This is a genomic window from Bremerella alba, assembly GCF_013618625.1.
Lineage (GTDB): Bacteria > Planctomycetota > Planctomycetia > Pirellulales > Pirellulaceae > Bremerella > Bremerella alba.
Map to the genome: position 1 here is coordinate 385,969 of NZ_JABRWO010000002.1, position 12,435 is coordinate 398,403.

The 12,435-nt window shown below is 55.5% G+C and carries 12 protein-coding genes and 1 pseudogene; 8 read left to right on the forward strand and 5 right to left on the reverse strand.

Annotated features, from left to right (window positions below; all coding sequences use genetic code 11):
• Nucleotides 1–18: 18 nt before the first annotated feature.
• A complete protein-coding gene (locus tag HOV93_RS04750) occupies nt 19–501 on the reverse strand; it encodes a hypothetical protein (protein ID WP_207395317.1) in 483 nt (160 codons plus the stop codon).
• A gap of 276 nt (nt 502–777) precedes the next feature.
• On the opposite strand from HOV93_RS04750, the gene HOV93_RS04755 reads away from it, so the two are divergent.
• The 5 genes from HOV93_RS04755 (at nt 778) to HOV93_RS04775 (ending at nt 6,334) form a co-directional block, all read left to right on the forward strand.
• Nucleotides 778–1,497, forward strand: coding sequence for a GntR family transcriptional regulator (locus HOV93_RS04755; RefSeq protein WP_207395318.1), 720 nt, complete (start codon nt 778–780; stop codon nt 1,495–1,497).
• An 82-nt stretch (nt 1,498–1,579) separates the two neighbouring features.
• Entirely contained in the window at nt 1,580–2,515 is a 936-nt protein-coding gene (locus HOV93_RS04760; protein WP_207395319.1) for a DUF1559 domain-containing protein, read from the forward strand.
• A 63-nt stretch (nt 2,516–2,578) separates the two neighbouring features.
• Nucleotides 2,579–4,180: a hypothetical protein gene (locus HOV93_RS04765; protein WP_207395320.1), complete on the forward strand. Its 1,602-nt coding sequence runs from the start codon at nt 2,579–2,581 to the stop codon at nt 4,178–4,180.
• 74 nt (nt 4,181–4,254) lie between these two features.
• A complete protein-coding gene (locus HOV93_RS04770) occupies nt 4,255–5,364 on the forward strand; it encodes a sialidase family protein (RefSeq protein ID WP_207395321.1) in 1,110 nt (369 codons plus the stop codon).
• Nucleotides 5,365–5,431: 67 nt separating this feature from the next.
• A complete protein-coding gene (locus HOV93_RS04775) occupies nt 5,432–6,334 on the forward strand; it encodes a dihydrodipicolinate synthase family protein (RefSeq protein WP_207395322.1) in 903 nt (300 codons plus the stop codon).
• On the opposite strand, the gene HOV93_RS04780 is transcribed toward HOV93_RS04775, so the two are convergent.
• From HOV93_RS04780 to HOV93_RS04790, 3 genes and pseudogenes are all read right to left on the reverse strand, one after another.
• Nucleotides 6,328–7,008, reverse strand: coding sequence for an MlrC C-terminal domain-containing protein (locus tag HOV93_RS04780; RefSeq protein ID WP_235989816.1), 681 nt, complete (start codon nt 7,006–7,008; stop codon nt 6,328–6,330). The genes HOV93_RS04775 and HOV93_RS04780 overlap by 7 nt on opposite strands.
• A 38-nt stretch (nt 7,009–7,046) precedes the next feature.
• Nucleotides 7,047–7,813: pseudogene (locus HOV93_RS26325) on the reverse strand (M81 family metallopeptidase); the annotation flags it as partial.
• 10 nt (nt 7,814–7,823) lie between these two features.
• Nucleotides 7,824–8,213, reverse strand: coding sequence for a RidA family protein (locus HOV93_RS04790; RefSeq protein WP_207395325.1), 390 nt, complete (start codon nt 8,211–8,213; stop codon nt 7,824–7,826).
• A 47-nt stretch (nt 8,214–8,260) separates the two neighbouring features.
• On the opposite strand from HOV93_RS04790, the gene HOV93_RS04795 reads away from it, so the two are divergent.
• From HOV93_RS04795 to HOV93_RS04805, 3 genes are read left to right on the forward strand one after another with little or no spacing between them, the layout of a single operon-like run.
• A complete protein-coding gene (locus HOV93_RS04795) occupies nt 8,261–9,004 on the forward strand; it encodes an IclR family transcriptional regulator (protein ID WP_207395326.1) in 744 nt (247 codons plus the stop codon).
• Nucleotides 9,005–9,021: 17 nt separating this feature from the next.
• Nucleotides 9,022–10,317 (forward strand): aspartate aminotransferase family protein, encoded by a 1,296-nt coding sequence (locus tag HOV93_RS04800; RefSeq protein WP_207395327.1) that lies wholly within the window; start codon nt 9,022–9,024, stop codon nt 10,315–10,317.
• Nucleotides 10,314–11,165 (forward strand): fumarylacetoacetate hydrolase family protein, encoded by an 852-nt coding sequence (locus HOV93_RS04805; RefSeq protein WP_207395328.1) that lies wholly within the window; start codon nt 10,314–10,316, stop codon nt 11,163–11,165. The genes HOV93_RS04800 and HOV93_RS04805 overlap by 4 nt, the downstream gene beginning before the upstream one ends.
• 973 nt (nt 11,166–12,138) lie before the next feature.
• On the opposite strand, the gene HOV93_RS04810 is transcribed toward HOV93_RS04805, so the two are convergent.
• Complete coding sequence (locus HOV93_RS04810) at nt 12,139–12,363, reverse strand: hypothetical protein (RefSeq protein ID WP_207395329.1); 225 nt, start codon at nt 12,361–12,363, stop codon at nt 12,139–12,141.
• Nucleotides 12,364–12,435: the final 72 nt, after the last annotated feature.

The following is a 12,435-nucleotide window of genomic DNA, read 5'->3' on the forward strand; positions in this document are numbered from 1 at the left end:
CGAAGGGAATCCGACGACTTAGCTGGGAAGCACGTGCGGTTCCCATGGCTTGGCCGTGCGAGGTCTGAACGATGCCGAACTGTTGGTCAAGTCGAAGTCGATCGTCTGTTTGCCGGATCCGGACTGAATGTCCGCACGCAGGCTGGTGTTGCTATTGTACTTCTTGGGGATCGCGATGGTCTTCTTCTGAATCCCCTTGTCGAGTTCATCTTGCGAAAGGCCGTCGGCGACCGGGACGGATACGATCGTGACTTTGGCGGGACCAATCACCGCGCCCCCGCGATGCGCGATTTCAAAGACGCCATCGGTAATCAGTGCCGCCGAGGCAGGTCCTTCGCCCAGCGGAATGAAGCGGATCTCTCCGGAGGGCACCGCCTGACCTTGGTACGTCACGCGACCGGTAATCACGCGTCTTTCGGGGCCGTTCTCGCTTGTACAGCCGGCGGAAACGAGAAGCCCTAGACCTAACAAACTCACCGTGCAGAAAACGATTGGTCTCATGAATACTGACCTGAATGCGAACCATGAAAGGAAGAGAGTCAGGGAAAACCCGGGGTTTTCCTTTGACGAGTGTCTGCAACTATAACAAGAACGTATGCGAAAACAAACAGTTAATGTGCACAATTTTGTACTGGTCTAGAGTCACTTGTCATTGAGTGTGGAGCCTCATGGGTAAAGTGATTCGCTAGGTTTCTCGGGCATTACTATATATTATCGTCGGTTTTGGAGGCGATATGGATTCAACGGATTGCAATAAATGTGTCCAAATAAATGTTGATGCTGTGTACAGTCCGTGCTATCCTGGAGGACATGATCACCGAAAAGAAATCCGAACGGCCCGTTTTGCTCAACGCCAGTGAGAAGTGTTATTCCGTGCTGCGGAAGATGCTTGTGTGCGGCCAGCTGCCGGTGGGTAGCCGTTTGGCGGAAGTGGAATGGTCGCAGCGGTTGGGCGTCCAGCGGGCTGCACTGCGTGAGGCCATGGTGCTGCTTACGCACGACGGCCTGTTGATTCGTCGCGCGACTGGCGGGTTCTTCGTGCCGAAGCCTGAGGAGGTTCGTTACGACTCGCTATGGGACGCTCGGATCGTGCTGGAGCTGGGTGCCCTGGAGCTGACCTTTGCCCCAGGCACTCCCCCTCGCGACTTGACCCCGCTGAAGAAAATCTGCGGCACGATGGAGGACCTTCATCTGTCGGGATTGACGATGGGGTTCTACGAATCGGACTTCCTCTTTCATCAGACACTTCTCGAACTCTCGGGCAACGAGATCCTCTCGAAGATGTTTTCGCACTCCGCTCAGCACTTCTATCCTTTGGCTCCGGTGACCGAGGACATTCGCAAAGAGAAAGAAGCGAAGGTCATTCGCGAGCATCGAGAGATTATCGCTTTCTTAGAAGCAGGAGATGTCCCGGCTGCCTCCGGGCTTCTCCGAGAACATATCGCACGCAACAAGGCAGTGATCCCCAATTTGCCGGTTGCTGCCGGTCGTAAATAGCTTTTTCAAAATCGTTTCCTCACCACCCCTCATCTGCATCCACTATTTGATACCTTTTTACCTTATCCGAAGGACATATAGGATGATTCCCAAGAACATGCGTAAATCCCTACGCCGAGGTTTTACTCTCGTCGAACTGTTGGTCGTGATTGCCATCATCGGAGTTCTCATTGCGCTGTTGCTGCCGGCCGTACAGCAAGCACGCGAAGCTGCACGGCGGATGACTTGCTCTGCTAATTACAAGCAAGTGGCGTTGGCCATCCATAACTATCACGATACCCATCTCACGTTTCCCTTAGGGGGCGGAATCTCGGGCGGTTGTAGTGGATTTAGTGGAGCGCATCTCTTCTCTTGGGGCGTCTATACGCTTCCCTTTCTAGAGCAAGGGGCTCGCTACGATGCAGTTCGCTTTGACGTAAGCAACTACGCCAATGGATACGCGCCCAATCACGACCCTGAAACGGCGCTGGGCCCCGTTTCCGTCTATCTTTGCCCATCCAATCCACAAAGCGATACGATGGTGAACCCAACTTTGTCGGGCAACATTGACGCCTATGCAAGAACCGACATGGCCGGTGTCGCCGACTCGCGTGATTGGCGTTGTGATAGTTCTGGTTCGCCAGGTCTTCGTCCTCGCTCGGATGGCAATGGTGTTTTCTATGCCATGTCTTCGACCAAATTTCGTGACATTATCGATGGCACTTCCAATACCTTGTTGGTTGGTGAAGTTACCGGTGACCCCCAGCAAGCGACCAGCGACAGTGCGACCACCTACAACGGCAATGTGTACGCGTTGTATGACATGCTGGATACGTCGTCCGGAATCAATGGTCCGTTCACGGTACCCGGCGGCGGAACGTTTGCCTGGCGTCCGCAAGGTTTCTCCAGCTACCATCCCGGTGGAGCTCACTTCGCACTCGCTGATGGTAGCGTGCGTTACTTCCCGGAAACGATCGACCAAACCCTCTTGTCCGGATTGACGACGCGCGCCGGTGGGGAAGTTCTGAGCGAGTTCTAAAGTTCGCTCAGAACACCGATGTCCGTTGGCCAGATTCCCTCCGATCTTAAAGAGGTTCGCTCGATGATTCGATTGCCACTTATGATTGCTACGTTGTTTGCTTTGTTGGTTATCGAGATCGGCCCCACGCGGGCTGACGAGCTTCTCTCGCTCGATCAATTGCGGGCAGCGCGAAAGGAAGCCGCTCGGCGTGAGCGGCGGATTATTTTCAACAACGATGGGAACGAGCCGATCTATCTCTGTCGCGACACGACGCCGGAGGGATTGCTGAGCCATCGGACGACTCCCCTGGCCGATACGCACGTCGACACGATCTTCTACTGCACGTGGAGCAGTGGTTTCGGGATGTTTACCCACGACACCAAGGTCGGTCATGTTTTCAAGACCAAGGAAGACCTGTTCTCGAAGAACATGATCGACAAGATGTTGGCCGCCGGTACCGATCCGCTGAAGGTCATGGCCGATTTCGGGAAGCAGAACGACATCGAGATCTTCTGGTCGTTTCGGATGAACGACACCCATGATGCGGGACTATCCGGATACGGCCCCGTCATGCTGCGGGCCAACCCTTTGAAGCTGGAGCACCCGGACTGGCTCATCGGAACTCCCAAGCAGCGTCCGAAATTCGGCGGCTGGAGTGCGGTCGATTATGGCCGCCCTGAGATCCGTGAACTGGCGATCCAGTACGTGGAAGAAGTTTGTCAAAACTATGACGTCAACGGTATCGAACTCGACTTCTTTCGGCATCCGGTTTTCTTCAAGCGAGCCGCTCAATCAGGCACGCCGTGTACCGAAGAAGAACGCACGTTGATGACCGAGATGGTTCGTCGGATCCGAAAGGTGACCGAAGAGGAAGGGCAGAAGCGAGGAAGCCCCATTCTGCTGACGGTGCGAGTGCCTGATTCGGTGCCCTACGGTCGTGACAGCGGCCTTGATATCGAAACGTGGCTGTCCGAAGGCCTGATTGACATGATGACTGTATCGGGCTATTACCGGCTCAGCCCTTGGGAAGATTCGGTGGCCCTGGGCAACAAGTACGATGTGCCTGTCTATCCATCGCTGGATGAATCACGTGTTCGAGATCCGGCTGCGAAGAAGGCCCGGATGACCGTCGAAGCTTACCGCGGTCGAGCATTGGCGGCTCGCAGTGCCGGCATGGCAGGGCTGAATCTATTCAATTCCTTCAACCCACATGCGGCGATCTGGCGAGAACTGGGGGACTCGGAGTTGATCGCCAAGAAGGATCACGACTACTTCGCAAGTATCCGCGGCGTGGGATCCGCCGCAGGTGGTGCCTTGCCGCACCGCGGGTATCAAAAGGTGGCCACGCTCAATCCGAAGGCCCCGCTTAAACTATCCGGCAAAGATCCCGCGACGGTCAGTTTTTACACCGGGGTGGATTATCAAAAGTTGGATACGACGGAATCGCCAGAGATCAAACTGCTCCTGCAGTTCGACCAGGAAGTCCCCAAGGGAGTTCGCGCGGAGCTTAACGGCACGAAGCTCGAGCCGTCGACGGCGGAAGAAGGTTGGCTGGCGTGTGCGGTCGACCCGGCTCAGCTCAAGCGGAATAAAAACGAGGTCACCGTTGCGCTGCTCGACAAAGACGCTTCCGTGAAATGGACCGACCTCCGCTGTACGGTTCGCTGGAATGACGCCCCGTGATGACTGGGCAGATGTTAGTTACCCCGGTTCCAAGAACAGACACCAAGTACACCCAACCAAAGGTTATGCATCTGATGATTTCGCGAACTTGTCTCGGGCTGGCGTTGCTGATACTTCTCGCATTCGATGCCGCCTCCGCTCTGGCCGAGGGGCCTGTCGAGACGATGCATCTGGTCGCCAAGCCGAAGACGCTTCGCGGGTATCGCAATATCAATGGGGACTTGATCCAGCTCAACGATGGATCGCTGCTGTTCTCTTATACGGAATACGGAGACGATGGCGGTATCGTAGCGATGCGGTCGAACGATCTGGGGAAAACCTGGAGCGAACCGACAGTTCTCATCCCGCAGCCGCAGTTGCCTCGGCCAGGTAAATACAAACACCCAAGTCTGCTGCAGCTGGCCAATGGTGATCTTCTGTTGGCATACAACTACACGACGCACCCTGCCAAGCCGTACTACGCGATGACACTGTATCGTCGCAGCCATGACAACGGAAAGACGTGGAGCGAGCAGCTTCCGATGACGCCGTACACCGGCTACACGCTGGTCCACAACGACAAGCTGCTTGCGCTGAAAGATGGACGCATCGTTGCGGCGGCAGCGACGAAAAAGTACCTGCCGAGCACGCAAGATCATAACGGCTATGTCGGACTCACGTTTTACTCGGACGATCAAGGATACAGTTGGCACGCCAGCAAGAATGTGGTCGATTTGTTTGCCTCGTCCAAGATCGAAGTTCAAGAGCCTGACGTGGAAGAGTTGAAAGATGGTCGGCTGTTGATGTTTGCTCGCACCTATAGTGGGTTTCCTGTTAAAGCCTATTCGGAAGATCGCGGCGAGACATGGTCGAAAGGGGAGGTGATCTCGGATCTGAAGATGCCGTATGCAGGGCTGCCGACCGTTCGCCGGATTCCCTCGACCGGCGATCTGCTTTTCATTTGGATCAGCGGAAGCTCGAAGACCGAGAGTGGGCTCCCCCTGCGAACCGTACTATCGACGGCCATCTCGAAAGACGAAGGCAAAACTTTCGAGCATCAGCGAAACCTGGCCAAAGACCTGTCGAACGACTTTGGTTATCAATGCGTTGAGTTCCTGGAAGATGGAACGGCATTGGTTGTGTACCACGCCAACGATGGCCTGCACCTGGCACGTGTTAACGTCGATTGGTTCTACGGTAAATAGGCAAGAAGTTACCAACACTGTTTTAGGCGGCGGCACGAATCCTTACTCACTTTGTTTAGAAATCCGCATGCAAGACACCAACTTTATTACTGCATTGTGTACCCCGCTCGACGATACCGAGTCGATTGATGTTGCCGGCCTCGAAGCTCACATCGACGATCAGCTCGATCATGGAATCAACAGCTTGTTAGCTGGCGGGACGATGGGCTTTATGCAGTTGTTATCCATGGATAGCTACCGACAGCTGGCCGAAGAAAGTGTGCGTCTGGTACGCGGCCGAGCCGAATTGCTGGTAGGGGTCGGGGATACCAGCACGGCCGCGACCATGGCACGCATTCGGGCCGTCGAAAACCTGCCGGTCGATGGCCTGGTCGTTCTGACCCCTTACTTGATTCCATACACGCAAAGCGAGTTGATCGACTACTTCACCGACCTGGCCGATCAAAGCAAGAAGCCGATTTATCTGTACGATCTACCTCGGATGACCGGCACCAAGCTCGAAAACAGCACGGTCAGAATCTTGAGCCTGCACCCGAATATTCACGGCATTAAATGCTCGGATCACTTCGCGGTGAGCCGCCCGTTGTTGTCGCCTCGGGACGAGCAGTTTCGCGTGATCATCGCTCAGCCGACACTACTCGACGTGTTGCTGAAAGCGGGCGTGCAAGAGCACCTGGACGGTGTCTTTGGGTTTGCACCGAACTGGATCGGCGAGCTTCAGTCGGCGCTCGAACGCGAGGACTGGTTCTCGGTGACCAAGATTCAGAACCAGTTCAATGAACTATTGTCCGCGATGCAATCGTTCGATGCGTCGATCTTCGCGACAACGACCGAGCTGTTAAACCTGCGCGGCATTTCCGGCAGAATGGCCCCCAAGCCGATTCGCATGTTGACGGCTGCGGAGCAAGAGCGTTTTCGCAGCTTGCCGATTATCCAGCAAGCGATCTCCCAAGGGGCGATGGATCACTGAGTTGGCGGCCAGGTCGCGTCCCGTTCAAATGGATACATCGGGCTGCGGCGGTGAGTGTATGCCAGTCGTTCCATGTTCGCGGACGTAATGCCAGGTGTGTCGACGCGAATGAAGTTTGGACAGACATCTTTGTACGCCGCCAAAGGCGCGTTGCCCCCTTTGGCGACGATGATCTGAAACGCGGGCGGATCGAGGCCACAGTGCGTTAGTTGACCGAGCGACCAAGGAGACGTTCGGTGGGTGGTGACCTGAAGCGTCAGTCCATTCGTGGCGAGGAGGATCACCGTCGGTCCCATGTCGAACTCGGTCTTGCCGCCATGCTGCGGTGCGTCTTCCGCAAAGCGGCCTGCGTGAAGCGAGACGATTTCAAACATGCCTTTCAGTGGTATGCCGTCGATTTCATCTGGCTGACCGCCAATGGAGAGTTGTAAGCTCGCTCCGATCCCTGCTTGTTGGGCCCCGGCCACAACTGCCGGATCGCAGAGGGCGACATACGCACGGCAATCGCCTTCTTGCATTAGTGCCTGAGCGATCCAGGTGGCTTTGGCGGCCGAACCGGCGCCGATGTTGTCTCCCATTTCAAGCAGGCAAACTGGACCTTCCAGTTCCTGGGATTTTTGTACGGCCGTCGAAATATCCCAATAAGCCCCAACGTTTCCGTTCGGCGCTGCCATAAGGTTTCGGCGAGCTCATCGGCCACTGACTGGGCGAGTGAGGCGTTGTTGTCGGCAACGCAGAGCACGGCCGACCCCATTTCCTGTAAGTCGGCATAAGGAAAGCCGTAAAAGAAGCTGGTACCCAATAGCGAGTGGCTTTCACGCGTGCGTTCCATTTCGGCCAGGAACTCGCTGGCTGGCGATTCTTGCGAACACTGGCGTTCGATACTGATCGCGATCGGAGGGATGCGGCGGTTTGAACCGGGGTGATCTCGCCGCGAAGGGTTCGCACCATCAACTGGGCTGCCTGGCAGCCTCGCTGTTGTTGATCAACATGCGGATTGGTTTGATAGGCGAGCAGGGCATTGGTAGCGGCCACCATCGCCGGAGATAGATTGGCATGCGGGTCGAGGGTGCCCATGATAGGCATCTCAGGGCCGACCCGTTTACGCAGTTCGGTAAGCCAGGCTCCGTCGGCCTCGGGGTCGTTTTCGGCGACGGTCGCTCCATGAGGGGCAACCAGAATGCCGTCCAGAGGACCTGCTTGCTCGAACTGCAAAAGGATTTGTTGCGTGAGGTAATCGAACGTTTCTGCCGTAATTGCCCCGCTGGGAAGCGCACGGGCAGCGAATACTCCGACCGGTTCTGCACCGCTCTCGCGGAGTCCCTGAATGAACCCTCCCATCTCGTGATGGGCGCTGGCCAACCGAGCGAGCACCTCCGGACCGGAAACAAGAATGTCCGGTTGAAAGTTTTCCAACGTGGTTCGGTCCGCTGCGAACGTATTGGATTCGTGCAGTAAGGCAACCAGGCCGATACCCATGGAACTTCCTCTATCGTTGGTCCGGAATGACCGCAATCACGTCCACTTCAAACTTCAGCAGCGTCCCCAGGCAGCCCATCAAGGTTGTCCGGGCAGGGTAGGGCTCGTCGAAATACTCGCTGTAGATTCGATTGAACTCAGCCAGGTCTTCCTGTCGCCCGACATAGTTGCGGGTCTGAACGACATCGGAAAGCGTCAAGTTAGTCGCCGCCAGGATTCGTTGAACATTCTCCAGACTGCGACGTATTTCACCCTCGAACGAATCCGTTACGATATTTCCAGAGGAGTCGACCGAGGCCTGCCCCGAGACAAAAACGAGCGAGCCCAGCTGAACTGCGGGGCTGAATGGTAAGTAACTCGTGGGGATATTGGGGTCTGCTATGGTTTGAAATGGCTTCATGAAATCACTTCTTGACATCCGAATAGTGGAATAATAGGATCAGAATAATGGAATCAACAACGGTTGTCAAAGCGTTCGCCCTGCTCGAATCGATCGCGGCAGGTTCCCCTGACGGTCTCCGCTTGTCGGAGCTTGCCGATGCGGTTGACATGGCCAAGCCCACGGCCCATCGTCTGATTAAGACGTTGGTCGGCTTGGGGTACGTCGATGCGCCCGGCGGTGGAGTTTACCGGCTAGGTTCCCGGGCAAGCTTATTGGCCGGAGGTACCGGTGATGCGGAATTGATTCGCCTGGCCCAACCACTTCTGGTGCAGCTGAATGAAAAGCTGGATGAAACGATCAACTTGGGCGTCATGCGGAACAGCCGGGTGGTTTATCTGCGTTCGATTGAAAGCAAGCAGGCCCTGCGGCATGTCGTCAACGGCGAGGAAGACCCGTTCTACTGCACCGCTTTAGGACGGGCGATCGCTTCTCATTTGCCGGAAGTGGAACGCAACCGACTGGTTCAAGTGACCAAGCTATCGGCCAGGACCGACAAGACGATCACGTCCTCCGACCAACTTCAAAAAGTAATGGAGCAGGCAGCCGAGCTTGGATATGCCATCGAGTCGGATGAAACCGATATTGGCGTGACATGTATTGGTGTGCCGGTGTTTGCCAAAAAGCAGGTGGTCGGAGCGATCAGTCTGACGGCCCCATCCTTGCGGCTTCCGGAAGCTCGCCAGGGCGATGTCGTTCGTCAGCTGAAAACGGCGACGCGCAAGCTTAGTAAGCTTTTATCTTCCCCTTAACTTCGAGAGTCTACCCTGTGACTTCTGCCGAGATCTCTGTACGTTCGTCCGAGTTATACGACCGCGCTTGTCGCTGCCTGGCCACAGGCGTTTCCAGCTCGCTGCGGCGACATGTGACCTCTCCGCCGCTCTATATCGAGCACGCCGATGGACCGTACTTTTTCGATGAAGACGGTGTCTGCCGGGCCGACTACACGCTGGGCTGGGGACCGCTGATCGTGGGATCGAATCACGCCGGCATCAACGCCGCCGTGGCTCGTCAGTTGAAAAAGGGTTACACGTACGGCTGCCAGCATACGGCCGAGATCGAGCTTGCCGAACTGATTGTCGACTCGGTGCCAGGTATCGAGCAGGTCATCTTTTCAAACACCGGTACCGAGGCCATTCAGGCCGCCATCCGAATTGCCCGGGCACATACCGGTCGAGACAAGATCTTAAAGTTTGAAGGGCATTACCATGGTTGGCTGAACAACGTGCTCGTTTCGTACCGACCGAAACAAGACGACAGCACCTTGCCGCAAGCAACATGCGGCGGTCAGCCGGCCAGTGAATTCGCCGATACGCTGGTGCTTCCTTGGAATGACATCGAAGCGGTTCGGCAGTTGTTCGCCGAACGTGGCCCTGAAATCGCCGGCGTGCTGACTGAACCGATTCTGGCGAATTCCGGTAGCTGCATGCCGAAGCCAGGCTACCTGGAAGAGTTAATCGCACTTTGCCGCGAGCACAACATTGTGTCGATCTTTGACGAAGTGATTACCGGATTTCGAGTCGCTTTGGGTGGTGCTCGGGAGCTGTTTGATCTTCAGCCAGACTTGTCGGTGTATGGTAAGGCCCTGGCCGGTGGCTTTACGATGTCTGCGGTCGGGGGTGCGGCGGAAATGTTTGAGGTGCTGAGGGATGGTCGCACGATTCACTCAGGAACCTATAATGGCACCTCGTTAAATATCGTCGCGGCAATTGAAACGATCCGTGAACTTCGCAAGCCAGGCACCTATCAGCGCATGGAGGAACACGGCCAGGCCGTAAGTGACGCCATCTTGGTGGCGGCCAGTAAGCGTGATGTCCCTGCAACGATTAGTGGTGTCGGAAGTGTATTCTCGGTCCATCTTGGTGTAAAGACACCACCGCGCAACTATCGCGAAATGCTCAACTCGAATATGTCACTATATGGAAAGTTTCGCCAGGCGATGCTGCAACGTGGCGTTCAGCTTTTGCCGGATGCCCGGTGGTACGTTGGTACCCAGCATGACGACGAAGTCCTGGCCCGAGTCATCCCCGTAATTGAACCCTCGATGAAGGACGCTACCCAATGAAATTGATTCAGTTCGGACCTTACGGCAAGGAAAAGCCGGGGCTGCTAACCGAAGCTGGCGTGCGTAAAGATCTCAGCAGCAAGCTCGCCAGGTATGATCGTGAGTTCTTCAACCAAGGCGGACTCGCCCAGCTGGCCGAACTAAAAGACTCGCTCGATTCGCTACCCACGGTCGCCGATGATGTTCGCTGGGGAGCACCGATCGCTCGGCCGGGCAAGGTCATTTGCATTGGCTTGAACTACGCCGACCATGCCGAAGAGTCGGGCATGGAAGTTCCCACAGAACCGATTATCTTCTTCAAGGGATCCAACACGGTCGTCGGTCCCTACGATGAGATTCAGATTCCCCGCAAGAGCGAAAAGACCGACTGGGAAGTCGAGCTGGGGATTGTGATTGGGAAGGATGCCCGCTACCTGGAAAGTGAATCGGACGCCGCCCAGTACATCGCCGGGTACTGCATTTCGCACGATGTGTCGGAACGACATTTTCAGTTGGAGCGGGGAGGCCAGTGGGTCAAAGGAAAGAGCTGCGATACGTTCAATCCGGTCGGGCCATTTGTGACAACGTGCGATGAGATCACCGATGTCGACAACCTGGCCATGGAGTTGGATGTTAACGGTGAGCGTATGCAAACCGGCAATACGAAGACGATGGTCTTCAAACCCAACTACCTCGTCTATTACCTGTCGCAGTTTATGACCTTGGAAGCCGGCGACTTGATTTCCACGGGAACGCCCCCAGGTGTCGGGCTTGGAATGAATCCCCCCAAGTTCTTGAAGACCACCGACAAGATTCGCTTGTCGATCGAAGGACTGGGCGAGCAGCGACAGACGTGCGTTGACGCGTAGTCCCAAACTTCGAACGATCCACGCCTGAGTTCCGGCAGAATTGATAATCCGATGCGTCCCGCGTTGCGGAGTTTTCTCTGCTTGGAGATTGCCGCCTATGAAATAATTGGATCCCTGGAAGCCTAACTCATTCTTTATCCTCTAGCGGCCGACTGCATATTGCGCCTTTTTGTACGTGCTACTGTCCCCGGAGCCTTTCCTTTGCAAATATCATAGGCTTGGGGACAAAGCCCCCAAGTCACCTTTTTCAGTGAGTCACTCATAATTACCTCTGAACGTGTCAACGATTCTGGACCAGTTTCTTGCTGATTTGTTTGAATGAAATCGTCTGGTGAAGCAGAGTTTGGTCTGCGGGGACGAAACCGACCAAGGAATAGCCGGATCGACGGTGTGCCGATGCACACTTTGGCCCCTGGCGGCCGACCGCTGGGGGCGTTTTTTTGTAGATGCTTCGGACGCCAGAGCTATGCCTCCGAAAATCTCGGGGGTTCGGAGCAGATTCCCCAAGACACCTGCTTAAGTGAGAGGCTGATATTTAAAAAAATGGTTAGAGTTGCCGCCCTTTAGGGCCGCTCTTTTTGGCGCCGTTTGCTTTCGTGCGGGCACCGCAGCCGGTGTGAAGAGTTCTTCGACATAGGTTGTCAGCTTCCGCTCCTTCATCATGCGTCGTTCACCAGATGGCGCTTGCTCGGGCAGGTAACGGGTGGCAAGTCGGCGTATTGTTACACCTCGGATAGATTGGAACGATTCACTGCCGTCCGTTGTGAGTTGTTCTTTTTCCCTGAATCGTCCCGTTGGACTCGATCCAATGCCACAAATTTCTGCGACATCAGCGTCGGCTTGGCCTAGCGGTAGGGCTCATTATTCTTGAGCATTAAAGTAGGTGATTATGACCAGCTTCCGTGCCAATGCAATGACAATTAACTGCCGGTTCCAGCAAGGGCTTGAGAAGGTTTGTGGTAAACAAGGTGCGTTAGTCGTTGCTTGAAGAGAGCCAATGCTCTTCCAGCCAACGGATCTCAGCGGTCAACGCGTTACTTCGACTACCGAAAGGTCCGAGTTGTGGTCCACCGACGGGCGAAAGATCCGCGAACCACTGACCTTCTTCGTTCGGTTCGACATGAGAACCTCGCGAGATCGACAGTTTGCCGAGCGCATGGACAGACGATTCTGCGAACGGCGCGATAATAGCTCCCAAGGCCTGTCGTGGAGGCCGTTCTCATAGATCTGCTTGGCGACGAGGTTTGCCACCGGATCAAAATCGCCGAAC

Excerpts from the sequence above, each read along its gene's own strand:
- HOV93_RS04755 (WP_207395318.1), top strand. The coding sequence starts at position 778 with ATGCTGTGTACAGTCCGTGCTATCCTGGAGGACATGATCACCGAAAAG.
- HOV93_RS04775 (WP_207395322.1), top strand. The coding sequence starts at position 5,432 with ATGCAAGACACCAACTTTATTACTGCATTGTGTACCCCGCTCGACGAT.
- HOV93_RS04770 (WP_207395321.1), top strand. The coding sequence starts at position 4,255 with ATGATTTCGCGAACTTGTCTCGGGCTGGCGTTGCTGATACTTCTCGCA.
- HOV93_RS04790 (WP_207395325.1), bottom strand. The coding sequence starts at position 8,213 with ATGAAGCCATTTCAAACCATAGCAGACCCCAATATCCCCACGAGTTAC.
- HOV93_RS04765 (WP_207395320.1), top strand. The coding sequence starts at position 2,579 with ATGATTCGATTGCCACTTATGATTGCTACGTTGTTTGCTTTGTTGGTT.
- HOV93_RS04805 (WP_207395328.1), top strand. The coding sequence starts at position 10,314 with ATGAAATTGATTCAGTTCGGACCTTACGGCAAGGAAAAGCCGGGGCTG.
- HOV93_RS04750 (WP_207395317.1), bottom strand. The coding sequence starts at position 501 with ATGAGACCAATCGTTTTCTGCACGGTGAGTTTGTTAGGTCTAGGGCTT.
- HOV93_RS04795 (WP_207395326.1), top strand. The coding sequence starts at position 8,261 with ATGGAATCAACAACGGTTGTCAAAGCGTTCGCCCTGCTCGAATCGATC.
- HOV93_RS04760 (WP_207395319.1), top strand. The coding sequence starts at position 1,580 with ATGATTCCCAAGAACATGCGTAAATCCCTACGCCGAGGTTTTACTCTC.
- HOV93_RS04780 (WP_235989816.1), bottom strand. The coding sequence starts at position 7,008 with ATGGCAGCGCCGAACGGAAACGTTGGGGCTTATTGGGATATTTCGACG.